The sequence below is a fragment of the Microbacterium sp. KSW4-4 genome (assembly GCF_023091185.1).
Classification (GTDB): Bacteria; Actinomycetota; Actinomycetes; order Actinomycetales; family Microbacteriaceae; genus Microbacterium; species Microbacterium paraoxydans.
The window spans coordinates 379,918-403,830 of record NZ_JAHWXJ010000002.1 but is presented as its reverse complement, the minus strand read 5'-3'; the positions used below and the strand labels follow the sequence as shown (position 1 = coordinate 403,830).

Annotated in this window: 21 protein-coding genes; 9 read left to right on the top strand and 12 right to left on the bottom strand. The window is 72.4% G+C overall.

The window, feature by feature from the left end; all coding sequences use genetic code 11:
• Positions 1–5: 5 nt before the first annotated feature.
• Entirely contained in the window at positions 6–1,412 is a 1,407-nt protein-coding gene (locus KZC57_RS11550; protein ID WP_247641817.1) for a PLP-dependent aminotransferase family protein, read from the bottom strand.
• Between KZC57_RS11550 and KZC57_RS11545 the strand changes: the two genes are divergently transcribed.
• Positions 1,411–2,385 carry a DMT family transporter gene (locus KZC57_RS11545; protein ID WP_247641816.1) on the top strand — a complete coding sequence of 325 codons (975 nt, stop codon included), beginning with the start codon at positions 1,411–1,413 and terminating at the stop codon, positions 2,383–2,385. The two genes, KZC57_RS11550 and KZC57_RS11545, sit on opposite strands and share 2 nt — an antisense overlap.
• The gene (locus KZC57_RS11540) at positions 2,358–2,951 is read left to right on the top strand and encodes an FMN-binding negative transcriptional regulator (RefSeq protein ID WP_247641815.1); all 594 of its coding nucleotides are present in this window, start codon (positions 2,358–2,360) and stop codon (positions 2,949–2,951) included. Before KZC57_RS11545 ends, KZC57_RS11540 begins: the two co-directional genes overlap by 28 nt.
• Before the next feature lie 71 nt (positions 2,952–3,022).
• On the opposite strand, the gene KZC57_RS11535 is transcribed toward KZC57_RS11540, so the two are convergent.
• Positions 3,023–4,171 (bottom strand): SLC13 family permease, encoded by a 1,149-nt coding sequence (locus KZC57_RS11535; protein ID WP_247641814.1) that lies wholly within the window; start codon positions 4,169–4,171, stop codon positions 3,023–3,025.
• 280 nt (positions 4,172–4,451) lie between these two features.
• On the opposite strand from KZC57_RS11535, the gene KZC57_RS11530 reads away from it, so the two are divergent.
• Genes KZC57_RS11530 through KZC57_RS11505 form a run of 6 tightly spaced genes read left to right on the top strand, consistent with a single transcriptional unit; the run spans position 4,452 to position 12,333 of the window.
• Positions 4,452–4,541 (top strand): potassium-transporting ATPase subunit F, encoded by a 90-nt coding sequence (locus KZC57_RS11530; RefSeq protein WP_036292752.1) that lies wholly within the window; start codon positions 4,452–4,454, stop codon positions 4,539–4,541.
• Entirely contained in the window at positions 4,541–6,217 is a 1,677-nt protein-coding gene (kdpA, locus tag KZC57_RS11525; protein WP_247641813.1) for a potassium-transporting ATPase subunit KdpA, read from the top strand. The genes KZC57_RS11530 and kdpA overlap by 1 nt, the downstream gene beginning before the upstream one ends.
• A gap of 2 nt (positions 6,218–6,219) precedes the next feature.
• On the top strand, positions 6,220–8,481 hold the full coding sequence (kdpB, locus tag KZC57_RS11520) for a potassium-transporting ATPase subunit KdpB (RefSeq protein WP_247641812.1): 2,262 nt from the start codon (positions 6,220–6,222) through the stop codon (positions 8,479–8,481).
• A 20-nt stretch (positions 8,482–8,501) separates the two neighbouring features.
• A complete protein-coding gene (kdpC, locus tag KZC57_RS11515; protein WP_105949121.1) occupies positions 8,502–9,107 on the top strand; it encodes a potassium-transporting ATPase subunit KdpC in 606 nt (201 codons plus the stop codon).
• Positions 9,104–11,665 carry an ATP-binding protein gene (locus KZC57_RS11510; protein ID WP_083370984.1) on the top strand — a complete coding sequence of 854 codons (2,562 nt, stop codon included), beginning with the start codon at positions 9,104–9,106 and terminating at the stop codon, positions 11,663–11,665. Before kdpC ends, KZC57_RS11510 begins: the two co-directional genes overlap by 4 nt.
• A complete protein-coding gene (locus tag KZC57_RS11505; RefSeq protein WP_308194422.1) occupies positions 11,662–12,333 on the top strand; it encodes a response regulator in 672 nt (223 codons plus the stop codon). The genes KZC57_RS11510 and KZC57_RS11505 overlap by 4 nt, the downstream gene beginning before the upstream one ends.
• Here the strand turns inward: KZC57_RS11505 and KZC57_RS11500 are convergent.
• Both KZC57_RS11500 and KZC57_RS11495 read right to left on the bottom strand, forming a co-directional pair.
• A complete protein-coding gene (locus KZC57_RS11500; protein WP_247641811.1) occupies positions 12,330–13,145 on the bottom strand; it encodes a TspO/MBR family protein in 816 nt (271 codons plus the stop codon). The genes KZC57_RS11505 and KZC57_RS11500 overlap by 4 nt on opposite strands.
• An 87-nt stretch (positions 13,146–13,232) precedes the next feature.
• Positions 13,233–13,799 (bottom strand): TetR/AcrR family transcriptional regulator, encoded by a 567-nt coding sequence (locus KZC57_RS11495; RefSeq protein WP_247641810.1) that lies wholly within the window; start codon positions 13,797–13,799, stop codon positions 13,233–13,235.
• Positions 13,800–13,894: 95 nt separating this feature from the next.
• Here KZC57_RS11495 and KZC57_RS11490 point away from each other — a divergent pair, with 95 nt between their 5' ends.
• A complete protein-coding gene (locus tag KZC57_RS11490; RefSeq protein ID WP_025104019.1) occupies positions 13,895–14,737 on the top strand; it encodes an alpha/beta fold hydrolase in 843 nt (280 codons plus the stop codon).
• Between the two features lie 69 nt (positions 14,738–14,806).
• Here KZC57_RS11490 and KZC57_RS11485 read toward each other — a convergent pair whose 3' ends face one another.
• Genes KZC57_RS11485 through KZC57_RS11450 form a run of 8 tightly spaced genes read right to left on the bottom strand, consistent with a single transcriptional unit; the run spans position 14,807 to position 23,688 of the window.
• Positions 14,807–16,882 carry an iron ABC transporter permease gene (locus tag KZC57_RS11485; protein WP_308194421.1) on the bottom strand — a complete coding sequence of 692 codons (2,076 nt, stop codon included), beginning with the start codon at positions 16,880–16,882 and terminating at the stop codon, positions 14,807–14,809.
• Entirely contained in the window at positions 16,879–17,910 is a 1,032-nt protein-coding gene (locus KZC57_RS11480) for an iron-siderophore ABC transporter substrate-binding protein (RefSeq protein WP_247641809.1), read from the bottom strand. The genes KZC57_RS11485 and KZC57_RS11480 overlap by 4 nt, the downstream gene beginning before the upstream one ends.
• A 25-nt stretch (positions 17,911–17,935) precedes the next feature.
• Complete coding sequence (locus KZC57_RS11475) at positions 17,936–18,775, bottom strand: ABC transporter ATP-binding protein (protein ID WP_105949113.1); 840 nt, start codon at positions 18,773–18,775, stop codon at positions 17,936–17,938.
• Position 18,776: 1 nt separating this feature from the next.
• Positions 18,777–19,730 (bottom strand): siderophore-interacting protein, encoded by a 954-nt coding sequence (locus KZC57_RS11470; protein ID WP_060922835.1) that lies wholly within the window; start codon positions 19,728–19,730, stop codon positions 18,777–18,779.
• On the bottom strand, positions 19,720–20,520 hold the full coding sequence (locus KZC57_RS11465) for an ABC transporter ATP-binding protein (protein ID WP_085604661.1): 801 nt from the start codon (positions 20,518–20,520) through the stop codon (positions 19,720–19,722). Before KZC57_RS11465 ends, KZC57_RS11470 begins: the two co-directional genes overlap by 11 nt.
• Entirely contained in the window at positions 20,517–21,590 is a 1,074-nt protein-coding gene (locus KZC57_RS11460) for an iron chelate uptake ABC transporter family permease subunit (protein WP_247641808.1), read from the bottom strand. The genes KZC57_RS11465 and KZC57_RS11460 overlap by 4 nt, the downstream gene beginning before the upstream one ends.
• On the bottom strand, positions 21,587–22,630 hold the full coding sequence (locus tag KZC57_RS11455) for an iron ABC transporter permease (protein ID WP_060922837.1): 1,044 nt from the start codon (positions 22,628–22,630) through the stop codon (positions 21,587–21,589). Before KZC57_RS11455 ends, KZC57_RS11460 begins: the two co-directional genes overlap by 4 nt.
• Positions 22,631–22,662: 32 nt before the next feature.
• On the bottom strand, positions 22,663–23,688 hold the full coding sequence (locus KZC57_RS11450; RefSeq protein WP_247641807.1) for an iron-siderophore ABC transporter substrate-binding protein: 1,026 nt from the start codon (positions 23,686–23,688) through the stop codon (positions 22,663–22,665).
• Positions 23,689–23,913 lie beyond the last annotated feature (225 nt).

The window sequence follows — 23,913 nt, the reverse complement described above, 5'->3', positions numbered from 1 at the left end:
GGCGGTCAGGTTCCGGCGAGGACCGCGCCGAGGATCGTCGCGGCCTCGGGGAAGCGGGACGGGTCGGCGCTCGCGTAGTTGAGCCGCACGTAGGAGCCGGAGGGCTCCGCGGGGAACCACTCGCTCCCCGGCGCGATGACGAGGCCGCGCGCCGCGCACTCCCGGACGACCGCGGCGGCGTCGGTGCCGTCGGGCAGCCGCAGCCAGAGGTTCAGCCCGCCGACCGGCACGGCCTCCACCAGCGCGGTCGGCGCCTGCGCGGCCAGGCACGACAGCAGCAGGTCGCGCCGCGAGCGCAGCTGCTCCCGGAAGCCGCGGAGGTGTGTGCGCCACGCCGGCTGCGTCACCACGTCGAGGGCGGCGGCCTGCAGCAGACCGCTGACGTACATCGACTCGGCCGCGCGATCGGCGAGGATGCGATCCCGGGCGGGACCGCGGGCGATCACCGCCGCCACCCGCAGGGACGGCGACACGCTCTTCGTCAGCGAGCGCAGGTACACCACATGGCCGTCGTGGTCGGAGGCGGCCACGGGGCGGGGGTCGGCGTCGATGCCGAGGTCGTGCGCCCAGTCGTCCTCGATGAGGAAGGCTCCGTGGCGACGGACCGCGTCGAGCACGGCCTCACCGGTCGCCGCCGGCCACTGCGCTCCGGTGGGGTTCGCGAACGTGGGCTGCGCGTAGAACGCCCGGGCTCCGGTCTCGGCGAGCGCCCTGTCGACCGCGTCCGGATCCGGGCCCTGCGAGCCGGAGGGGACGGGAACGAGCGCGACCCCCGCCTGCTCCGCCGCGAGCAGGGCGCCCCAGTAGGTCGGCGACTCGATGAGCAGCGGCCGGCCGACGCCGACGACCGCCCGGAAGATCGAGCTCAGTCCGCTCTGGCTCCCGGAGATGACGACGGCGTCGCGGGCGGTCGGCACCGTGATCCCCGCCGGGGCCGCCGCTGCCAGCTCCGCCGCGAACCACTCCTGCAGCCCCGGCTCGCCGGCCGCGGGCGAGCGGGTGAGGGCGGACCCGGTGCGGGAGGCGCGCACGAGGGCCTGGCGGACGAGCCGCTCGGGGAGGAGATCCGGAGCCGGATACCCGGAGTGCAGCCCGATCGCGTCCGGCGAGGTCGGGCGCTGCGCCGAGGAGAGACCGTCCAGGCGCACGGCGGCCGCTCCCAGGGCTCCGGACTGCCAGCCGTAGTCCGCCGGAAGGACCGTGCGCGCGGCGCGGACGAAGGTGCCGACCCCGGGTCGCGCCTCGACGAGCCCGAGGCGGACGAGCTGCTGCACCGCCTTCTGCACGGTCACGGGGCTCGCGGCGTACTCGGCCGTGAGCGCGCGGTTCGAGGGGAGGCGGGCACCGGGAGCGGCCGTGGCGATCCACGCCCGCAGGCCGGCCACGATCCGCGCGGTGCTATCCTGACTCATGAAAGAACACAGTAGCGTTATCCGTCCGAACGGAACACTGCTATCCCGCGCCGCCGGTCCCGGTTGGGGGCTGCTGGGCGTCGTCGCCTTCTCGTTCACGCTCCCGTTCACGCGGGTCGCCCTCGGCGGCGGACTCTCGCCGCTGTTCATCGGCTCCGCGCGCGCGGTCGTCGCCGCCGTGCTCGCCGCTCTCGTCCTCCTCGCCACCCGTCAGCAGCCGCCGAGCCCGGTCCAGTGGGCACGACTCGCGATCGTCGCCCTCGGCGTGGTCGCGGGCTTCCCGCTGTTGACCTCGTTCGCGATGACCACGACGCCGGCGAGCCACGGGGCGGTCGTGATCGGCCTCCTCCCCGCCGCGACCGCCGTGGCCGTCGTGCTGCGCACCCGCGAGCGCCCGTCCGCCTCGTTCTGGGTCTTCGCGCTCCTCGGGTCCGCGGCGGCCCTCGTCTTCGCGACCCTGCAGAACGGCACCCCCGGCGCCCTTCGCCCCGCCGACCTCCAGCTGTTCGGCGCCGTCATCGCGGCGGCGGTCGGCTACGCGGAGGGCGGCCTGCTCGCCCGCGAGCTCGGCGCCTGGCAGACGATCTCGTGGGCGCTTGTGCTCGCCGCCCCCGTGATGCTCGCGGTGGCCGTGGCCGCCGGGGTCGCCGCCCCGCCCATCGCCACCCCGACCGCGTGGCTCGCGTTCGCCTACCTGGCCGCGGTCAGCATGTTCCTCGGATTCTTCGCCTGGTACCGCGGCCTCGCCATCGGCCCGATGGCGCAGGTGAGTCAGATCCAGCTAGTCCAGCCCGTCATGGGCATCACCTGGGCCGCCTTCCTCTTCCATGAGGACGTCGGTGGGGCCACGGTGCTCGGCGGGCTCGCCGTCGTCCTGTGCGCCGGACTCGCCGTCCGCACCCGCAGCTCTCGTCCCACCCCCACCCCCACCCGACAGGAGGCGCCGTGCGTCACACCCCCCGTTACCTCATGACCGACCCCGACGAGGTGAAGCGCCTCATCCGCGCCCACCCGTGGGCGACGTTCGTCTCACCGGCCTCCGGCGGCCTCGTCGCCTCGCATTACCCGGTGCTGCTCGAGGAGGACGAGGACGACATCGTGCTCGTGAGCCACTTCGGGCGTCCGGACGACGAGCTCCACGAACTCGGTCGACACGAGATCCTGGTGATCATCCAGGGGCCGCACGACTACGTGTCCTCGAGCGTCTATGCGCCGGGGGACCTCGTGCCGACCTGGAACCATGTCACCGCGCACCTCTCCGGCACCCCCGAGATCCTCACCGCGGAGGAGAACTACGCCATGCTCACCCGGCTCACCGACCACTTCGAGAGTGGGCAGCCGCACGGGCGGAGCCTCGCGGAGGACGAGGCGGGCACCCGACGAGCCGCGAAGGGCACGGTGGGCCTGCGGCTCCGGGTCACCCGGTTCGATGCGCGTGCCAAGCTCAGCCAGAACAAGGCCCCCGAGGTGCGCGAGCGCATCGCCGCCCGGTTCGACGCCGTCCACCCCGCCCTGGCCGCCGAGATGCGTCGCGTCTGACCCCCGTTCGAATCGCGCACTGTGCTCCATCTCGGCCGGATGTGCAGCAAAGCGCGCGATTCGAAACGGGGTCAGAGGACGAGCGTGGCCAGGACGACGGTGGGCACCGCGGCGACGGCCCCCCAGAGCGCGAAGCGGCCCCAGCGGATCTCGACCCCGAGCGCCGTCACGCGATGGTGCCAGAGGAGCGTCGCCAGCGAGGCCCACGGCGTGATGAGCGGACCGAGGTTCACACCGATCAGCAGGGCCATCAAGGCGACCGGGTCCCCTGCAGCGGGTTCGAGCACGAGGTAGGCCGGGAGGTTGTTGATCGCGTTCGCGCTCACGGCTCCCAGCGCCGCGAGCCGGAACAGGTCGCCGAGAGAGTCGCCCCTCGCGGTCGGTGAGGTCAGGAAGTCGAGCAGCCCCTGCGCGTGCGCGGACTCGACCAGGACGAACAGCGACGCGGCGAGCGCGAGCGCCTGCCACGGGACGAGGGACAATCGCAGGGCGTGGCGACGACGGACGGCGAACAGCGCGATCAACGCGAGAGCCGCGACCGTAGCGGGGATCCACACGTCGTGGGTGAGCGCGAGCAGCGGCATCAGCACGACGAGGACGCCGGTGGCGCTCCAGAACAGCGTCGGGTCGGCGGGGCGTCGGGGCTCGGGCATCTCATACGTACCGAAGACCGTGCGCCGATGCAGGACCGTGAGGATCGCGACCGGCACCAGGATCCCCACGAGCGTGGGCGCCCAGCTCAGCGCGATGAACGCCCCGGGCCCTTCCCCCATCGCGGGCGCGGCGAGCAGGTTCGTGAGGTTCGAGACCGGGAGCGCGAGGGACGCGGTGTTGGCGAGCCAGACGGTGGCCAGGGCGAACGGCAGCGGGGAGACGCCGATGCTCTGCGCCAGCACGACGACGACCGGTGTGACGATCACGGCGGTCGTGTCGAGCGAGAGGAACACGGTGCTCACCACGGCGAGCACGACCACCAGCGCCCACAGCACCACCACGCGGCCGCGACCCCAGCGCGCGAGGCGCTGCGAGACGACGTCGAACACCGCCGCGTCACGGGCGAGCTCGGCGACGATCGTGATCGCGACGACGAACCCCAGCACGGGCGCGATCCGTTCCCCGAGCGCACCGGCGTCCGTGCGCGGCAGGAACCCCGTGAGCACGCACCCGAGCGCGGCCACCACGAGCCCGGCGACGATCCCCGTCCCCGTCCCGATCCGCATCCTTCTGATCCCCACCTCGTGAGCATAGGGCCGGCGCCCCCTTTCGAATCGCGCACCTGGCTGCATCGGCGGCGGGTTTGGGACCAGGTGCGCGATTCGAAGGCCGTCTCCGTGAGCAACCCGCATGCATCCGGGGGGTGGGCGTAGGGGAAACGTGAGGATCGAGGGATGCGACCAGGCGGCGCAGTTGGATCGAGGACGTGCTCGACATCATCTACCTCGCGCTGACCCTGGCGCTGTTCGCCCTCGTGTCCCTCATCGCCAAGGCGGTGGACCGCGCATGATCGTCTTCGAGATCCTCGCCGCCGTCCTCGCCGTCGCCGCGGTCGTCTACCTGGTCGTGGCGCTCGTCGCCCCGGAGCGCTTCTGATGGACGCGACGGTCCTGTACGGCGTCCTCCAGATCACGGCCGTTGTGGTCGTACTCGTGCTCCTCTACCGCCCCCTCGGCGACTACATCGCGCACGTCTACACCTCCGGCCGCGACCTGCGCGTCGAGCGCGGGCTCTACCGGCTGATCGGCGTCGACCCGCGCTCCGAGCAGACCTGGCGCGCCTACGCCCGCAGCGTGCTGCTCTTCTCGCTCGTCGGACTCCTGCTCGTCTACGGGCTGCAGCGGCTCCAGGCCTTCCTCCCCGCCGCGCTCGGCCTGCCCACCGTGCCGGAGGGACTCGCGTTCAACACGGCCGCGTCCTTCGTCGCGAACACCAACTGGCAGTCGTACTCGCCCGAGCAGACCATGGGCTACACGGTGCAGCTCGCGGGCCTCACGGTGCAGAACTTCGTCTCCGCCGCGGTCGGCCTCACCATCGCCATCGCCCTCATCCGCGGGCTCGCGCGCCGCGGCTCCGCGACGATCGGCAACTTCTGGGTCGACCTCACCCGCGGTCTGGGGCGGCTGCTCCTCCCGCTCGCCCTGATCGGCGCGGTGGCCCTGCTCGCGGGCGGCGTGATCCAGAACGTGAACGGCTTCACCGATGTCGCCACGGTCTCCGGCGGCACGCAGACGATCCCCGGCGGTCCGGTCGCGTCACAGGAGGCCATCAAGCTGCTCGGCACCAACGGCGGCGGGTTCTTCAACGCCAACTCCGCCCACCCCTTCGAGAACCCCACCGGGTGGACCAACCTCCTCGAGGTGCTGCTGATCCTGGTGATCCCGTTCGCCCTCCCCCGCACGTTCGGCCGAATGGTCGGCGACCACCGGCAGGGGTACGCGATCGTCGCGGTCATGGGCACCCTGTTCCTCGCCTCGCTCGCCGCACTCTCGGCCCTGGAGCTGGCGGGACGCGGCGCCGCGCCCGAACTCGCCGGGGCGGCGATGGAAGGCAAGGAACAGCGCTTCGGCATCCTCGGCTCGACCCTCTTCGGCAGCGCGAGCACCCTCACCTCGACCGGGGCCGTGAACTCGATGCACGACTCGTACACCGCGCTCGGCGGCATGATGCCGATGCTGAACATGATGCTCGGCGAGGTCGCTCCGGGCGGCGTCGGCTCCGGTCTGTACGGGATGCTCGTGCTCGCGATCGTCGCGGTCTTCGTCGGCGGGCTGCTCGTCGGCCGCACCCCGGAGTGGCTCGGGAAGCGCATCGGCCCGCGGGAGATGACCCTCGCGAGCCTCTACATCCTCGTGGTCCCGGTGCTCGTCCTCGGCGGCACGGCCCTGAGCTTCGCGATCCCCGGCATCCGCGAGGACGTGGAGTCCACGAGCATCCTCAACCCGGGCGTGCACGGCATGAGCGAGGTGCTCTACGCGTTCACCTCGGCCGCGAACAACAACGGCTCCGCGTTCGCCGGCCTCACCGCGAACACCCCGTGGTTCAACACCGCCCTGGGCGTCGCGATGCTGCTCGGGCGCTTCCTCCCGATCGTGCTCGTGCTGGCCCTCGCGGGATCGTTCGCCGCACAGGAGCGGGTGCCGGCCACGACCGGCACGCTCCCCACCCACCGGCCGCAGTTCGTCGGCCTGCTCCTCACCGTGACCGTCGTCGTGACGGCCCTCACCTACTTCCCCGTGCTCGCACTGGGACCGCTCGCCGAAGGACTCTGACCATGACCCTCCTGACCACCCCTCCCGAACAGCAGGACGCCCCCGCCGTCGCGGCCCGCCCGCCGCGCTCCTTCGGCGGGGCGCAGCTCGCGCAGGCGCTCCCCGGCGCCCTCCGGAAGCTCAACCCCGCGACGCTCGTGCGCAATCCCGTGATGCTCCTCGTGTGGGTCGGCGCCGCGTTCACGACCGTCCTCGCGATCGCGGAGCCCTTCCTCGGCGGGCCCGCCCCGTCCGGCGGCACCCCCGTCCCGGCGGCGTTCACCTGGGGCATCGCGATCTGGCTCTGGCTGACCGTGTTCTTCGCGAACGTCGCGGAGTCGGTGGCCGAGGGGCGCGGCAAGGCCCAGGCCGCGAGCCTGCGGAACACCCGCACCCAGACGATGGCGCGGCGGGTGGTGGGCCCTTCGACAAGCTCAGGGACCCAGGGGATCGACTCGGGGACCCAGGGGGGCGCGGAGTGGGTCGCTGAGCTCGTCGAAGCGCCGACGGAGACGGTGTCGTCGGCGGAGCTGCAGCGCGACGACCTCGTGATCGTCACCGCGGGCGAGCTCATCCCGGGCGACGGCGACATCGTCGCGGGCATCGCGACGGTCGACGAGTCAGCCATCACCGGCGAGAGCGCCCCCGTGGTCCGCGAGTCCGGCGGCGACCGCAGTGCCGTCACCGGCGGCACCCGGGTGCTGTCAGATCAGATCGTCGTGCGCATCACGTCGAAGCCCGGCGAGACGTTCGTCGACCGCATGATCGCCCTCGTCGAGGGGGCGAGCCGGCAGCGCACCCCGAACGAGATCGCCCTGAACATCCTCCTCGCGAGCCTGTCGATCGTGTTCGTCGTGGTGGTCCTCGCGCTGAACCCGATCGCCTCGTACGCGGCGTCGCCGGTGAGCATCCCCGTCCTCATCGCCCTGCTCGTCTGCCTCATCCCGACCACGATCGGCGCGCTCCTCTCCGCCATCGGCATCGCGGGCATGGACCGTCTCGTGCAGCGCAACGTCCTGGCGATGTCGGGGCGGGCGGTGGAGGCCGCGGGCGACGTCACCACGCTGCTCCTCGACAAGACCGGCACCATCACCCACGGCAACCGCCGCGCCCACGCCGTGCTGCCGCTCACCGGAGTGGACGCCGCGGAGCTGCTGCATACCGCCGCCCTGTCCTCCCTCGCCGATCCGACGCCGGAGGGCGCGTCGATCGTCGAGCTCGCCGACGCCCGCGGGATCCGCGTCGAGGCCCCGGCGGACGCCGTCGTCGTCCCGTTCACGGCGCAGACGCGCATGAGCGGTCTCGACCTCGCCGACGGCACGCGGATCCGCAAGGGCGCCGCCTCGGCCGTGGCCGCCTGGCTGGGACAGACCCCCGATGACGAGCTCACGACCCTCACCGACGACGTCGCCTCGGGCGGCGGCACGCCCCTCGTCGTGGCGGTGCAGGGCCCTTCGACAAGCTCAGGGACCCAGTCCGGCTCAGGCCCTTCGACAGGCTCAGGGACCCAGCCGGACTCAGGCCCTTCGACAGGCTCAGGGACCCCGCGGATCCTCGGGGTCGTGCACCTCAAGGACATCGTCAAGGACGGCCTCCGAGAGCGGTTCGACGAACTGCGCGGCATGGGCATCCGCACGGTCATGATCACCGGAGACAACCCGCTCACCGCGAAGGCCATCGCGGCCGAGGCCGGCGTCGACGACTACCTCGCCGAGGCCACCCCGGAGGACAAGCTCGACCTCATCCGCCGCGAGCAGGAGGGCGGGCGCCTCGTCGCGATGACCGGGGACGGCACGAACGACGCCCCGGCACTCGCCCAGGCCGACGTCGGCGTCGCGATGAACACGGGCACCTCGGCGGCCAAGGAGGCCGGCAACATGGTCGACCTCGACTCCGACCCGACCAAGCTCATCGACATCGTCCGCATCGGGAAGCAGCTGCTTATCACCCGCGGCGCGCTGACGACGTTCTCGCTCGCGAACGACATCGCGAAGTACTTCGCCATCATCCCGGCGATGTTCATGGGCGTGTTCCCCGGACTCGCGGCGCTGAACATCATGCAGCTGCACTCGCCGGCCTCGGCGGTCACGAGCGCGATCATCTTCAACGCCGTCGTGATCGTGTTCCTCATCCCGCTCGCGCTCCGTGGCGTGAAGTACCGGCCGGCGAGCGCCTCCCAGATCCTGCAGCGCAACCTGCTCGTCTACGGCCTCGGCGGGGTCATCGCCCCGTTCGTGGGCATCAAGCTCATCGACCTCCTCGTCAGCCTCCTCCCCGGCTTCTGACCGGGCTCGAAAGGAACGCCATGTCGTCCACCACCCGCACCACGATGCGCACCGCCGGTGTCGCCGTCCGCGCGATGCTCGTCCTCACCCTCGTCCTCGGCGTCGGGTACACGCTGCTCGTCACCGGCATCGGCCAGCTCCTCCTCCCCGCACAGGCGAACGGCTCGATGCTCCCCGGCGACCGGGGCAGCGCGCTCATCGGCCAGTCCTTCACGGATGCCGAGGGCGAGGCCCTGCCGGAGTACTTCCAGTCCCGCCCCTCGGCGGCCGGCGACGGGTACGACGGGGCCTCGTCGGGCGGCAGCAACCTCGGGCCGGAGAATCCCGACCTCGTCGCCGAGATCGCCGCGCGGAAGGCCGAGATCGCCGCGAGGGAGGGGGTCGATCCGTCCGCGGTGCCCGCGGATGCCGTGACCGCGTCCGGCTCCGGTCTCGACCCGCACATCAGCGTCGCGTACGCAATGCTCCAGGTGCCGCGGGTGGCCGCCGCCCGCGACCTGCCGGAGGACGACGTCCGGGCGCTGGTGGAGTCTAGGATTCAAGGGCGGGACCTGGGGTTCCTCGGCGAGGAGCGCATCAACGTCGCGGAGCTGAATCTCGCACTCGACGACCGGGAGGGTGCATGAGCGCAGAGCGGCCGCTGCGCCCCGCCACGGACCGGAACCGCCGCGGGCGACTGCGCGTCCTCCTCGGCGCCGCGCCGGGCGTCGGGAAGACCTTCGAGATGCTCGCCGAGGGCCGGAGGCTCCGTGACGAGGGTCGCGACGTCGTCATCGCGATCGTCGAGACCCATGGCCGGGCGGCCACGGCCGCCCTCACGTCCGGGCTGCCCGAAGTGCCGCGCCGGGAAGACGCCCACCGCGGGGTCGTCCTCTCCGAGCTCGACCTCGACGCGGTGCTCGCCCTCGGCCCGGAGATCGCGCTCGTGGACGAGTTCGCGCACACGAACGCCCCCGGCTCGCGGAATCCCAAGCGCTGGCAGGACGTCGAGGAGCTGCTGGACGCAGGGATCGACGTCGTCACCACCGTGAACGTGCAGCACATCGAGTCGCTGAACGCGGTCGTGGAGAAGATCACCGGGATCGCCCAGCGCGAGACCATCCCGGACGCGGTGGTCCGCGCCGCCGACGAGATCGAGGTCGTCGACCTCGCGCCGCAGACGCTCCGCGACCGCCTCGCCGCGGGCCTCGTCTACCCCGCGGAGCGCATCGACGCCGCGCTCTCGCACTACTTCCGCCTCGGCAACCTCACCGCGCTGCGGGAGCTCGCGCTGCTGTGGCTCGCCGACGAGGTCGACAGCGCGCTCCGCAGCTATCGCGCCGAACAGGGCATCGCCGGAGCGTGGCAGGCACGCGAGCGGGTGGTCGTCGCCCTCACCGGCGGCCCGGAGGGCGAGACGCTGCTGCGCCGCGGGGCCCGCATCGCCGCCCGGTCCGCCGGCGGGGAGCTGCTCGCCGTGCACGTGACCGCCCAGGACGGGCTGCGCGACGAGACCCCCGGCGCCCTGGCCGCGCAGCGCTCCCTCGTCGAGTCGCTCGGCGGGAGCTACCATCAGGTGGTCGGCGACGACATCCCCGCGACACTGGTGGAGTTCGCCCAGGGTGCCGACGCCACGCAGCTCGTGATCGGGGTCAGTCGGCGCGGCCGCCTCGCCGCCGCGCTCACCGGGCCGGGCATCGGCGCCGAGGTCATCCGCCGCTCGGGCGATATCGACGTGCACATCGTGACCCACGCCGCGGCGGGCGGCCGGCTCGCCCTCCCCCGCATCACCGGCGGTGCGCTCGGCTGGCGGCGTCAGGCGCTGGGGTTCGGCGTGGCCCTGGTGTTCGGCCCGCTGCTCTCCTGGCTGATGTTCACGGTCCGCAGCCCGGAGTCGATCACGGCCGAGGTGCTCGCCTACCAGCTCCTCGTCGTGGTGGTCGCCCTCATCGGCGGCATCCGCCCCGCGGTGTTCGCGGCGGTCCTCTCCGGCATCACCCTCGACTTCCTCTTCGTCGCCCCGCTGTTCACGATCACGATCGCGCACCCCCTGCACGTGCTCGCGCTCACCCTCTACGTCATCATCGCGATCCTCGTGAGCCTCATCGTCGACCAGGCCGCCCGCCGGGCGCGGACTGCGCAGCGGGCGACCGCCGAGGCGGAGCTCCTCGCGGCCGTCGCCGGGAATGTCCTCCGCGGCGACAACGCCGTGCTCGCCCTCGTCAGCCGCACGCGGGAGGCGTTCGGGCTGAGCGGGGTGCGGCTGCTCACCCCGTCCGGGGAGGTGCTGGCGAGCGACGGCGAGCCCGTGCCGGACGGCCGCGCCACGACCATCCCGGTCGGGGTCGCGTCCGGTGGGGGACCGCGGGCCGTGCTGGAGCTCAACGGCGAGCCGATCGCCGGTCCGGAGCGCCGCCTGCTCGACGCGATCGTCGCCCAGCTCGCCGCCGCCATCGAGCACACCGATCTGCGAGCCACGGCACGGGAGGCGGAGGCTCTCGCCGAGACCGATCAGGTGCGCAGCGCCCTCCTCTCCGCCGTCAGTCACGATCTGCGGCGGCCGCTCGCCTCGGCCGTCGCGGCGATCGGCGGCCTCCGCGGCGCGCACGGCCTGTCCGCCGAGGACCGCGCGGAGCTGCTGGAGACCGCGGACGAGAGCCTCGCGACGCTCTCCACCCTCGTCACCGACCTCCTCGACGTGAGCCGGGTGGAGGCGGGGGTGCTCGCCGTCTCGGCGCAGCGGATCGACGCAGCCGGCCCCGTGCTCGCCGCCGTGGACGAGCTCGGCCTCGGCCCCGCCGACGTCGAGCTCGCGCTCGATCCCGACCTCCCGCCGCTGCACGCCGACCCGGTGCTGCTCCAGCGCGTGCTCGTGAATGTGCTCGCCAACGCCCACCGGCACGCGCCGGCGGGCAGCCGTGTGCTCGTGTCGAGCAGCCGGCTGGGCGATCGGGCGGAGATCCGGATCGTCGACCGCGGCGAGGGGATCGCCCCCGAGCGGCGCGATGCGATCTTCCAGCCGTTCCAGCGCTTCGGCGACACCGACAACACGACCGGGCTGGGGCTCGGGCTCGCCCTCTCCCGCGGATTCACCGAGGGCATGGGCGGTAGCCTGACACCGGAGGACACCCCTGGGGGCGGACTCACCATGGTCATCTCCCTGCCGCTCGCCGCAGGGACCGCCGACACGGAGGGCACGGAGTGAAGCTCCTCATCGCCGACGACGACCCCCAGATGGTGCGGGCGCTGCGGATCACCCTCGCGGCCCACGGGTACGAGGTCGTCGTGGCCGCCGATGGCGCCGCCGCGATCGCCGCCGCGGCGCAGACCCATCCCGACCTCATCATGCTCGACCTCGGCATGCCCCGGCTCGACGGCATCGAGGTGATCCAGGCCCTCCGCGGCTGGACGAGCGTGCCCATCATCGTCGTGTCGGGGAGGACGGGCTCGGCCGACAAGGTCGAGGCGCTGGACGCGGGGGCGGACGACTTCGTCACGAAGCCCTTCCAGGTGGATGAACTGCTGGCCCGGCTCCGGGCGCTCTCCCGCCGCGCGGTCGCCGCGAACGGGGAGTCCGTGGTCGCGTTCGGGGATGTCGTCGTCGACCTCGCGACGAAGACCGTGACCCGTGCCGGCACCCGTGTGCACCTCACGCCGACCGAGTGGCGGATGCTCGAGCACCTCGCACGGCACCCCGGCGCGCTGGTGACCCGGCAGGACCTCCTCAAGGAGATCTGGGGCAGCGCGCAGGTATCCGACTCCGGCTACCTCCGGCTGTACATGTCGCAGCTCCGCAAGAAGCTGGAGCAGGAGCCCTCGTCGCCGGTCCACCTGCTCACCGAGTCGGGGATGGGGTACCGGCTGGTCCTCTAACGACCGAGCGGGGCGCGGTCGCGCGTGCCGGCGAGGCGACGCCGCCGGAGGACCGCCACGACGCCGACGATGACGAGCAGGACCGCGACGATGATCGCGGTGACGGCGGTGGGCGTGCTCTCCGGCTCACCGGTGAGCCGCCCGACCGCGAGCCAGCTCAGCCCCCAGGCCGTTGCCAGCGCCGGAGCGAGGCGGCCCGTGAACCAGGCCGACGCGGCACCGATCACGAGCACGACGACGAGCACGGCGACGGCCCAGGCGTCGGGGGCGTCCGCCCCGAGGCCCGGGACGGTCTGCGTGAGCCAGGCGGCGGTGTTGGCGACGGTCGCGATCGTGACCCAGCCGAAGTGCAGGCCGTTCGCCCCGCCCGTGAGCAGGCGGTCGGCGAGGGAGCGGGCGGGGAACCGGCCGAGGAGCACGATGATGCGCGCGAGTGTCGCGAGCAGCAGCGCGATCACGAGCACGGTGAGCCACAGCGTCAGGTACCGCGCGGTCACCAGCCAGACGCCGTTGAGGACCAGGGAGAGGGCGATCCAGCCGCCGACCGCCTGCTGACGCTCGTCCTGGCGCTGCGCGGGGAGGGCCTGCCACACGGTGTAGGCGAGGAGTCCGAGGTAGATGAGCGACCAGATCGAGAACGCCGGTCCGGCGGGGGCGAGGTACGACCCCTGGGCCGAGAGCGCGCCGTTCTGCAGCTCGTCGACGGAGTCACCGCCGAACGCGCCGGCGCCGACGGCCGCGGCGATCAGCATGAACACGGCGGCGGCGATCACGAGGCTCTGGCGGGCGATGCCCTTCGTCGAAGTCTCCATGCCGGCACCCTACGCGGGGCGGGAGCAGAAGGCAGTGGCCTTGACAGTCCCCCTTCGTTTCGCTAACCAGGTTAGCGAGTGGAGGCGTCAGGCCGGAGCGAGGGCAGCGTCGATCAGGACCTCGGCGGCGCGGCGTGCGTGCACGGCGGCCTCCGGGTCGGCGCCGATCGCCGCGGTACTCTGCGCACCCTCCGCGAGGAGAGAGAGCTGGGCGGCCAGACCCGCCGGGGCACCGGTGGCCGCGACGAGCTCCGCCATGTACTGCTGGAACGAGGCCTTGTGCGCGCGGACGATCGCGGCCACCTCGGGACTCGTCCCCCCGAGCTCGCCGAACGCGTTGATGAAGGCGCAGCCCCGGAACCCGTCGCTGCAGAACCAGTCCTCGAGGTAGCCGTAGACCGCGAGGAGGCGGGCGCGCGGGTCGTCGCCGCTCTGTGCCACCGCCGCCGTGAGCCCCTGCTCCCACTCGGCGTGCTTCCGGGTGAGCACCGCCGCGACGATGTCGGTCTTCGCCGGGAACAGCGAGTACACGCGCCGCAACGACACGCCGGCGGCAGTCCGCAGCTCGTCCATGCCGACCGCCGCGTAGCCCTTGCGGTAGTACAGCTCCTCCGCGGCGGAGAGGATACGTTCGCGGGCCTCGTCTTCGGTCATGTCCAGAAGTCTACTTGACACGAGAACGAACGTTCTCTAGATTGATCACATCAGGCGAGAACGATCGTTCTCACCGGCACCGAAAGGAACACATCATGGGTTACATCACCGTCGGCACCGAGAACACCACCCCGATCGAGCTCTACTACGAAGACCAGGGCAGCGGCCAGCCGGTCGTCCTGATCCACGGCTATCCGCTCAACGGCCACAGCTGGGAACGCCAGACCCGCGAGCTCCTCGCCCAGGGGTACCGCGTCATCACCTACGACCGCCGCGGCTTCGGCCAGTCCTCCAAGGTCGGCTCCGGTTACGACTACGACACGTTCGCGGCCGACCTGAACACGGTGCTCGAGACCCTCGACCTCCGCGACGTCGTGCTCGTGGGCTTCTCGATGGGTACCGGCGAGCTCGCCCGCTACGTCGGCCGCTACGGCCACGAGCGCGTCGCGAAGCTCGCCTTCCTCGCGTCGCTCGAGCCCTTCCTGGTGCAGCGCGACGACAACCCCGAAGGCGTGCCGCAGGAGGTCTTCGACGGGATCGAGGCCGCCGCCAAGGGCGACCGCTACGCCTGGTTCACCCAGTTCTACACGGACTTCTACAACCTCGACGAGAACCTCGGCACGCGCATCAGCCAGCAGGTCGTCGACGCGAACTGGAACCTCTCCGTCACCAGCGCCCCGGTCGCCGCGTACGCCGTGGTGCCGACCTGGATCGAGGACTTCCGCGACGACGTGAAGGCCGTGGCCGCCGCCGGCAAGCCCACCCTGATCCTGCACGGCACGAAGGACAACATCCTGCCGATCGACGCGACCGCCCGCCGCTTCCGCCAGGCCGTGCCCGAGGCCGAGTACGTCGAGGTCGAGGGCGCCCCGCACGGCCTCCTCTGGACCCACGCCGACGAGGTCAACGCCGCCCTGACGCAGTTCCTGGCCCGGTAACCCCGTTCGAATCGCCTGAATGGCCCCATTTCCTCCGGGAATGGGGCCATTTGCGCGATTCGAAGCGGGTCAGCGGGAGCGCCAGAGCAGCCAGACGAAGTACGGGGCGCCGATCAGCGCGACCACGAGACCCGCCGGGAGCTGCGCGGGGGCGATCACCGTCCGGCCGATCGTGTCCGCGATGCCGACGAGCAGCCCGCCGAGGAGCACCGCCGTCGGGATCACCCGCGAGTGCCGTGCGCCCACCAGCGCCCGCGCGGCGTGCGGCGCCACGAGCCCCACGAAGCCGATGACCCCGATCGCCGTCACGCTCAGCGCCGCGAGGACGGCCGCCACCAGCAGCAGCGTCAACCGGACGGGCTCCAGCCGGATGCCGACCAGTCGCGGCGTGTCCTCATCGAGCGACAGCACGTCGAGCTCTCGGCGACCCATCACCACGAACGGCACCGCGATCACGAGGACGATCGCCAGCGGGATGACCTGCTCCCACACCCGCCCGTAGGTCGTCCCGGAGAGCCAGGTGTAGATCTTCGGGGTGTCCCACGGGTTCGACCGCAGCAGGAGGAAGGTCGTGAGCGAGACCGTGAAGTACGACACCCCGATGCCGATCAGCAGGAAACGGTCCGCGTTCAGGCCGCCCCGCCACGACAGCAGGTAGACGAGGGCGAAGGCGAGCAGCGAGCCCGCGACGGCCCCGACGATCATCCCGCCCGTCGACGACGTGATGCTCGTGATCACCAGCACCGCACCGAGCCCGCCGCCGCCGGTGACGCCGAGGATGCCCGGGTCGGCGAGCGGGTTGCGGCTCACCCCCTGGATCACGGCGCCGGAGAGCGCGAGCGCGGCGCCGGCGACCACAGCGGCCACGATCCGCGGCGCCCGCTCGTCGAGGGCGAAGGCGATGGGAGCGGGAGCCTGCCCCTGCAGCCACAGCGCGATGTCGCCGGTGAGCAGCCAGGTGTGCCCGGCGAGCAGTCCGAGCAGCAGCACCCCGACCACGCCGAGGGCGACGAGGGCGAGGGTGATCCGGAAGCGCAGGCGGCTGCGGACGCCGAAGCGCACCCGCGGAGGCTCGCGCGTGGGCCCGGCGTCGCGGAGGCGTCGGGCCATGAGCACGAGCACGATCGCACCGAGCAGCGTCGTCGCGACGCCGGTCGGGATGAGGATCGCGGCCTCCGCGCCGATCACCGCGCGCAGGAGGGCGTCGGACAGGATGACGACGAGGGCGCCGAGGAGCCCCGCCGCGGGGATCAGCAGCACATGGCGGTTCAGGCTCGGCACCACCCGCGTCAGCAGCCGCGCGAGCACCGGCGCACACAGCCCGACGAAGCCCATCGGCCCCGCGAGGGTCACCGCGACCGCAGTGAGAGTGACCGCGAGGAGGATCCCGATGGTCCTCGTCGACCGGATCGGCACGCCGAGCGACGAGGCGGTGTCGTCCCCCAGCGACAGGATGTCGAGGCGCCGTGCGAGCAGGAGCGCGAGCACCGTGACGACCACGACGACCGGTGCCGCCTGGAGGAACGCGGTGAGTCCGAGCTGCGACAGGCTCCCGCTTCCCCAGGCGAGCAGTCCCTTGGTCTCCTCGTCGAACAGGATGAGCAGCGTCGAGGTCGCGGCTTGGAAGGCGAGCGCGAGCGCGGTGCCGGCGAGGATGAGGCGGGTCGTGGACGACCCCGCCCCTCCGGCCAGCCCGAGCACGATGCCCGCGGCGACGATGCCGCCCGCGAACGCCACCGCCCCGGAGGCCCACACCGGCACGGCGATCCCGAACGCGGCGAGCGCGGTGACGGCGAGGTAGGCCCCGGCTGTCACGCCGAGCGTGTCCGGCGACGCGAGGGCGTTGCGGGCGAGGGACTGCAGCAGCATGCCGGCGACCCCGAGGGCGATGCCCACCGCGACGCCGGCGGCGAGCCGCGGCACCCGCGACCCCCAGAGGACGTCGGTGTCGGCGAACACCGCGCCGCTCGTGCCCTGGGTGAGGTGCCAGCAGGCGACCGCGACCAGCACGACGGCGAGAGCGACGAGCACGCCGACGCCCGTCCACACCCCGGGCGTGCGACCCCCCGCCCCCACGGAGACGGCGGACGGGGCGTCGGGCTCCGCGGTCGCCGTCGTGTCGTCGAGGCGGAGGGTCTCGGTCACTTCGAGAGCACCTCGAGGTAGCCGTCGATGATCTGCGAGGTCGAACGCGGGCCGCCGAAGGTCCAGATACCGGCCGGGAACGCGGTCAGGCGGTCCTCCGCCACCGCAGGGAGCGAGGTCCAGGCGGGGTTGTCGGCGAGGGCGTCGACGAAGCTCTCCGAGTCCGGGTCCGCGGTGCCGGTGTAGAACAGGTTCGCATCGCCGACCGTCGTCATGCCCTCGACATCCGTCTGACCGAGGCCGTACACGGGGTCGACCTCGCCGGTCCAGGCGTTCGTCAGCCCGAGCTCCTCGCCCACCTCGCCGACGAGCGAGCCCTGGCCGAACGGACGCAGCGCCACGTTGCCGCCGTCGACCCAGCCGTCGAAGAACACGAAGTCGGTCGTGGCGAGGTCGCGGTCGGCGAGCTCGGCCTTCGCGGTGTCGAGGTGCTCCTGGAACTCCTCGGTGACGACGTCGGCCCGCTCCTCGCGGCCGGTGACCTGGGCGATGAGGTCGAAGGTGTTCAGCATCTTGGCGATCGGGTCCTTCGCATCGGCGCCGATCGTCGCGAGCACGGGCACGTCGTAGGCCTCGAGCTGCGCGACGATGGGGTCGTCCGCGGCCCTCACCTCGACGATCACGAGGTCGGGATCGGTGCCGAACAGCGTCTCCAGATTCGGCTCCTGGCGGGTGCCCACGTCCACGACGCCCTCCGGCAGCTCCTCGGCGGTGACCCAGGTGCTGTAGCCCTCGGCGTCGGCCACCGCGACCGGCGTCACGCACAGCGACAGGGCGTCCTCGATCTGCTGCCACTCGAGCACCGCGATGCGCTCGGCCGGCTTGTCGAGCTCGACCGTGCGGCCGAGGTCGTCGGTGACGGAGACCGCCCCGGTCGAGGTGCTCGTGGTGTCGTCCGTGCAGCCCGCGCTCGTCGAGGTCGGGGCGTCGGCCCCCTCGGCGGACGGCGTCTGCGTGGTGCCGCAGCCGGCGAGCGCGAGGGTGAGGGCGCCGCCGAGGGCGAGCACGGCGAGGGGGGTCTTCTTCATCGGTGGTTCCTTCAGGGGGTCGGGATCAGGGGGCGGAGGGGGCGCGGAGGCGACCGTGGTGGCGACCGCGCGGACGAACCCGCACCAGGCCGGTCTCCTCGTCGAGGGCGGTGTCGATGCGCAGGCCGTACACGTGCGACAGGTTCTCGCCGGTGAGGACCTCGGCGGGAGCCCCCGCCGCGTGCACCCGCCCTCGGTGCATCAGCACGACGTCGTCGGCGACCGAGGCGGCGTGGTCGAGGTCGTGCAGCACGACGCCGAGCGCGGTGCCGTGGTCGTCGGCGAGCTCCCGCACCAGGTCGAGGGTCTCCACCTGGTAGCGCAGGTCGAGGTGGTTGGTCGGCTCGTCGAGCAGCAGCACCCCGGTGTCCTGGGCGAGTGCGGTCGCCAGCCAGACACGCTGCAGCTCGCCGCCGGAGAGCTGGTCGACCGGACGGGCGGCCATCGCGGACAGGCCGGTGAGGGAGAGGGCGCGCGCCACGGCGGCGCGGTCGGCGTCGCTCACGCCGGAGAACCGTCCGCGGTGCGGGTGCCGGCCGTAGGCGACGACGTCGGAGACCTCGATCCCGGAGGGGTGCGGCCGGGACTGCGACAGCATCGCGACGGTCTTCGCGAACTCCTTGGCGGAGAGGGCGGCGGCGTCGCGCGGCTCCGCACCGCCCACGCGCACGGTTCCGGCCTCGATGCGGTGCAGCCGTGCGAGAGCGCGGAGGACGGTCGACTTGCCGCTGCCGTTCGGTCCGATCAGCGCGGTCACCCGTCCCGGCGCGAGGCGCAGGGAGACGTCGTGCACGACCCGCGTGCGGCCGTAGCCGAGGACGAGGGATTCCCCCGCCAGGCTGCGGTGATCGATGGCCTCGGTCATCTCAGCCCCGCATCGCGACGCCGCGGCGCCAGTAGCCCATGAACGCGACCTGCGCGCGGTCGATCCCGAGGTCCTTCACGAGGTGCCGACGCAGCGTCGTCACGACACCGCTCTCCCCCGCGATCCAGAAATAGCGGCCGGCGGCGGCGTCGGGCGCGATCTCCTCCCCCAGGCTCGAGTACTCGGGGGTCTCCCAGAGGAGGTCCTCCCCCTCGATGTCGGTGACGCGGATCTCGTCCCCGGCGTCGTCGTCGCCCAGGTGCTCGAGCACCGCGGGGATGAGGCGGAGCCCGTGCGGCTCTCCGGCGTCGCGCGGCAGCCAGTGCACGTCCACCCCGGCCGGCACGTCGATCGCGAGCACGTCCGCGGGCGACGGCACCTCGATGAACGCCGTGCCGCGGAGGTCGCGCGGGGCGTCTTCCAGGATGCGGGCGATGGCGGGGGCCGCGGTCTCATCCCCGACCAGGACCACCGAGGTCGCCGCCCCCGGGGCGTACTCCGCGCCGCCGTGTGCGACGACCCCCCGACGCGGGCCGACCAGCCACAGCTCCTGACCCACCGCGGCCGTGCTCGCCCACCGAGAGGCCGGACCGGTGAGCCCGGGCTCCAGGTGCAGCACGAAGTCGATGTCGACCTCGGTCTGGCCGTCGCCGTCGACCCGCAGGTCCCGGACGGAGTAGGTGCGCATCGAGCCGCGCTCCTCCTCCGGGACGGCCAGGTACGAACCCCACCAGTCGTGCGTCGACCGGTCGATCTCCGCGAGCACGCCGGACGCGGGTGGGAAGACGAGCTTCACCCGGCTGTCGTACACCTCCCCCGGCGTCCCCAGCTCGCTGAGCTCCTCGCCGCCGAGCGTCACCCGCACGAACGACGGGGAGACGCGGGCGACGGCGCGCACCTCGGCGCGGGTGAGGATGTAGGTCGGGCGCTCGGTCGTGGTGGATTCAGCGGACATGATGCCTTCCGATGGGGGTGACCATCGGCTTGCCGGAGACCGGGTCGATGGTGATCTGGTTGGGGAGGCCGAAGACCTCCTGCACGAGCTCGGCGGTGACGACGTCCTGGGGGGCGCCGATCGCGTGCACGCGGCCGTTCTTCATGGCGACCAGCTCGTCGGCGTAGCGCGCCGCGAGGTTGAGGTCGTGCAGCACCATGACGATCGTGGTGCCGCGCGCGACGCTGAGGTCGGTGAGGAGGTCGAGCACCTCGACCTGGTGGGCGACGTCGAGGAACGTCGTCGGCTCGTCCAGCAGCAGGATGTCGGTCTCCTGCGCGAGGGCCATCGCGATCCAGACGCGCTGCCGCTGGCCGCCGGAGAGCTCGTCCACGCTGCGGTCGGCGAGGTCGCTGATGCCGGTCGCGTCCAGGGCGTCGGCGACGACCTCGTAGTCGTGCGCGCTCCACCGCGACAGCGCCCGCTGATGGGGATGACGCCCGCGACCGACGAGGTCCGCGACGGCGATGCCCTCGGGGGCCACGGGCGACTGCGGAAGGAGGCCGAGGATGCGCGCGACCTCCTTCGTAGGCCGGGCATGGATCGACTTCCCGTCGAGCACGACCTCTCCGTCCCCGGGGGACAGCAGCCGGGCGAGAGCGCGCAGCAGCGTCGACTTGCCGCAGCCGTTGGCGCCGACGATCGTGGTGATCTTCCCCGGCGCGATCTGCAGGTCGAGGCCCTCGACCACGGTGCGGTCGCCGTAGGAGAGGGTGACCCCCTCGGCGGACAGGCGGTGGGCGGCGGTCACAGCGAGCCTCCGGTGCGGTTGGTGCGGATGAGCAGATAGATCAGGTAGGGCGCGCCGACGACGCCGGTGACGACGCCGACCGGGTAGCGCGCGCCGAGCGCGAACTGGGCGATGAGGTCGCCGCCGAGCACGAGCACCGCGCCGACGGGACCGCTGGGCAGCAGCAGCGTGGCGCCGGGACCGGTGAGCCGCGCGGCGATGGGTCCGGCCATGAACGCGACGAACGCGATCGGCCCGGTGGCGGCGGTCGCGAAGGCCAGGAGGGCCACGGCGCCGAGGATGAAGACGAGGCGCGTGGCGGTGACCCGCACGCCGAGCCCCGCGGCGGAGTCGTCGCCGAGCTGGAGCGTGCCCAGCGCCCGCCCCTGCGAGAGCAGCAGCGGCACGAGGATCGCGGCGGCGATCGCCATCGGCAGCACCCGCTCCCACGACGCGTTGTTGAGGCTGCCGGTGAGCCACTGCATCGCCGTCTGGATGTCCCAGTTCGCGGCCCGGGACAGCAGGTAAGAGATGACGCTCTGCAGCATGGCCGCGACGCCGATCCCGATGAGGATGAGGCGGGTGCCCGCGAAGCCGCCCTTGATGGCGAGGAGGTAGATCGCCAGCGCCGTCACGAGCGCGCCGACGAGAGCGAGGAGCGAGACGGCAGGGCCGTTGAGCGAGAGCACCACGATGCCGAACACCGCGGCGGCGCCGGCCCCGTTCGAGATGCCGATGATGTCCGGCGAGGCGAGCGGGTTGCGCAGCATGGTCTGGAAGGTGACGCCCGCCATGCCGAACGCGAGGCCCGTGAGGATCGCGAGGACGGCGCGCGGCAGGCGCAGATCGCCGACGGTGAACGACGCACCGGGCACCGTCTCGCCGAGGATCACGCGGATGACCTCGTCGAGCGGGTAGAACGTGTTGCCGACCATGAGTGCCACGACGAACAGCACGATCACGACGACCCCGAGCGCGAGGGTGACCACGGCATGACGGCGGTGACGTGCCCGGCGGCCGGCGATGATGCGCGCGGTGCGGGCGGCGGCGGTCTCGTCGCCGCGGACGAGGGTGTGCTCGGTCGTGCTCACAGCTCCCGCACCTTCTGTCGGCGGACGATCCAGATGAAGAACGGCGCCCCGATGATCGCGGTGATGATGCCGACCTGGATCTCCTCGGACGACGGCGAGATCACGCGGCCGACGATGTCGCTCGCGGTGAGCAGCGCCGCGCCGGCGAGGGCCGAGAAGGGCAGCAGCCACCGGTGGTCGGTCCCCACGAGCATCCGGCACATGTGCGGGACGATGAGCCCGACGAACCCGATCGGCCCCGCGATCGCCGTGGCCGCGCCGGCGAGGATGACCGCGCCGAGGGCCGATAGCATCCGGGTGCGCAGCACGTGCTCGCCGAGGCCCTTGGCCATGTCGTCGCCGAGGGCGAGGGAGTTCATCCCTCGCGCGCACAGGAAGCAGATGAGGGCGCCGACCGCGAGGACGGGCGCGGTGATCGCGATCCGGGGCCACTCCGCCCCGCCGACGCCGCCGATCTGCCACGACTGGAACGTCTGCAGCAGGTCGACCCGCGGCAGCATGACCGCGCTGATGAGCGAGGCGAACGCGGCGGAGGTCGCCGCTCCCGCGAGGGCCAGCTTGAGCGGCGTGGCTCCGCCGCGGCCGAGCGACCCGACGGTGTAGACGAAGACGGCCGCCGCGGCGGCGCCGACGATCGCGAAGGCCATCTGCCCGTAGGGGTTGCTCAGCCCGAAGAACGCGATGCCGAGGACGACCGCGAAGGAGGCGCCGTTCGAGACCCCCAGGATGCCGGGGTCGGCGACGGGGTTGCGGGTGACGGCCTGCATGGTCGCCCCGGCGAGCGCGAGGGCCGCCCCCACGAGGAGCGCGAGCACCGTGCGCGGGATGCGCTTGACGACCGCGGCCTGGGCGATCGTGTCGGTCTGGCCGGAGAGCGCCGCGAGGATGTCGTCGAGCGTGACCGCGCGCACCCCGAACGACACCGAGAGCACGACGAGCACGAGGATCACTCCGACCCCGGCGAGCAGCCAGAGGGTGCGCACCACCGTCGGACGCCGCAGGGTGGCGGCGTCCGACGCGAGGACGGGTGCTGAGATCACGACGACTCTCCGCTGGGGGGCGGACGCGGAGCTTACTTCGCGAGCGGCGCGGCGAGGATGGCCAGGTAGTCCTCGAGACCCCACGGGATCGACAGTGCCGACGGGTTCGCCGAGGCGGCGATGGGCGTGGCGTCAGGGAGGATGGCGACGCGGCCCTCCGCGATGGCGGGGATCTTCGACAGCAGCGGGTCGGCCTGCAGCGTGGCCAGGGTGGAGTCGTCGCCGTAGGTCACCAGCACGTCCACGTCGTCGAACTTCTGCGCCTCCTCGGCGCTCACCTGCAGGTAGAACTGGTCGCTGTCCTCGTTCTCCTCCACGATGGCGGGGAGCGGCAGGCCGAGGTCGTGCAGGTAGCCGGGGCGCGTGTCGGCCGCGGTGTAGTAGCCGATCTGGCTGAGGTCGCTCGGGTCGAAGTAGGCGAAGAGCACCTTCTTGCCCTCGAGTGCACTGTTGGCCGCGAGGGCGGCGTCGGCGTCGGCGTGCAGGTCCTCGATCAGGGCCTCCCCCTCGGCCTCGAGCCCCAGGGCCTTGGCGTTCATCTCGACCATGTCGTCGACGGAGGTGCCCCACGCGACGTCGGGGTAGGCGACGACCGGGGCGATCTTGGAGAGCGTGTCGTACTCCTCCTGCGTGAGGCCGGAGTAGGCGGCGAGGATCACGTCGGGAGCGGTGTCGGCCACGGCCTCGTAGTCGATGCCGTCGGTCTCGTCGAAGAGCACCGGGGTCTCGCCGCCGAGCTCGTCGAGCTTCTCCTCGACCCAGGGGAGGATGCCGTTGTCGTCGTCGTCGCCCCAGGTGGCCTTGCTCATGCCGACCGGGACGATGCCGAGGGCCAGCGGCACCTCGTGGTTCGCCCACGCGATGGTGGCCACGCGCTCGGGCTTCTCGTCGATGGTCGTCTCGCCGTAGACGTGCTCGATGGTGACGGGGAACGCGTCGTCGGAGGCCGGGTTGCCGCCGGTGGTCGCGGTCGACTCCGGCGCGGAGGACGAGCAGGCGGAGAGCGTCACGGCGAGCGCGGCGGCCGCGCCGAGGGCGAGGAGTCGAGAGGTGCGCACAGGCGTTCCCTTCGGGATGGGAGGTGGGGTGTCGACGCGAGAGCGTCCGGCCTTTGGTAAGCCTCGCCTAATCTAACACGGAGGTTAGGGCGCCCTCACTCCCGTTTCGAATCGCTCACCTTGTCCCATCCGGCGCCCGGATGCCGCAAAGTGGGCGATTCGAAAGTGCCGGGGCAGCGAAAAGCCGGCCGGACCCGTACGGATCCGGCCGGCTTCAGGAAGTCA

Bases quoted from the DNA above. Each gene is read 5' to 3' on its own strand.
- kdpA (WP_247641813.1), top strand. From the start codon at position 4,541: ATGGACGCGACGGTCCTGTACGGCGTCCTCCAGATCACGGCCGTTGTG.
- KZC57_RS11480 (WP_247641809.1), bottom strand. From the start codon at position 17,910: ATGAAGAAGACCCCCCTCGCCGTGCTCGCCCTCGGCGGCGCCCTCACC.
- KZC57_RS11495 (WP_247641810.1), bottom strand. From the start codon at position 13,799: ATGACCGAAGACGAGGCCCGCGAACGTATCCTCTCCGCCGCGGAGGAG.
- KZC57_RS11470 (WP_060922835.1), bottom strand. From the start codon at position 19,730: ATGTCCGCTGAATCCACCACGACCGAGCGCCCGACCTACATCCTCACC.
- kdpC (WP_105949121.1), top strand. From the start codon at position 8,502: ATGTCGTCCACCACCCGCACCACGATGCGCACCGCCGGTGTCGCCGTC.
- KZC57_RS11530 (WP_036292752.1), top strand. From the start codon at position 4,452: ATGATCGTCTTCGAGATCCTCGCCGCCGTCCTCGCCGTCGCCGCGGTC.
- KZC57_RS11535 (WP_247641814.1), bottom strand. From the start codon at position 4,171: ATGCGGATCGGGACGGGGACGGGGATCGTCGCCGGGCTCGTGGTGGCC.
- KZC57_RS11545 (WP_247641816.1), top strand. From the start codon at position 1,411: ATGAAAGAACACAGTAGCGTTATCCGTCCGAACGGAACACTGCTATCC.
- KZC57_RS11510 (WP_083370984.1), top strand. From the start codon at position 9,104: ATGAGCGCAGAGCGGCCGCTGCGCCCCGCCACGGACCGGAACCGCCGC.
- KZC57_RS11475 (WP_105949113.1), bottom strand. From the start codon at position 18,775: ATGACCGAGGCCATCGATCACCGCAGCCTGGCGGGGGAATCCCTCGTC.
- kdpB (WP_247641812.1), top strand. From the start codon at position 6,220: ATGACCCTCCTGACCACCCCTCCCGAACAGCAGGACGCCCCCGCCGTC.
- KZC57_RS11490 (WP_025104019.1), top strand. From the start codon at position 13,895: ATGGGTTACATCACCGTCGGCACCGAGAACACCACCCCGATCGAGCTC.
- KZC57_RS11500 (WP_247641811.1), bottom strand. From the start codon at position 13,145: ATGGAGACTTCGACGAAGGGCATCGCCCGCCAGAGCCTCGTGATCGCC.
- KZC57_RS11550 (WP_247641817.1), bottom strand. From the start codon at position 1,412: ATGAGTCAGGATAGCACCGCGCGGATCGTGGCCGGCCTGCGGGCGTGG.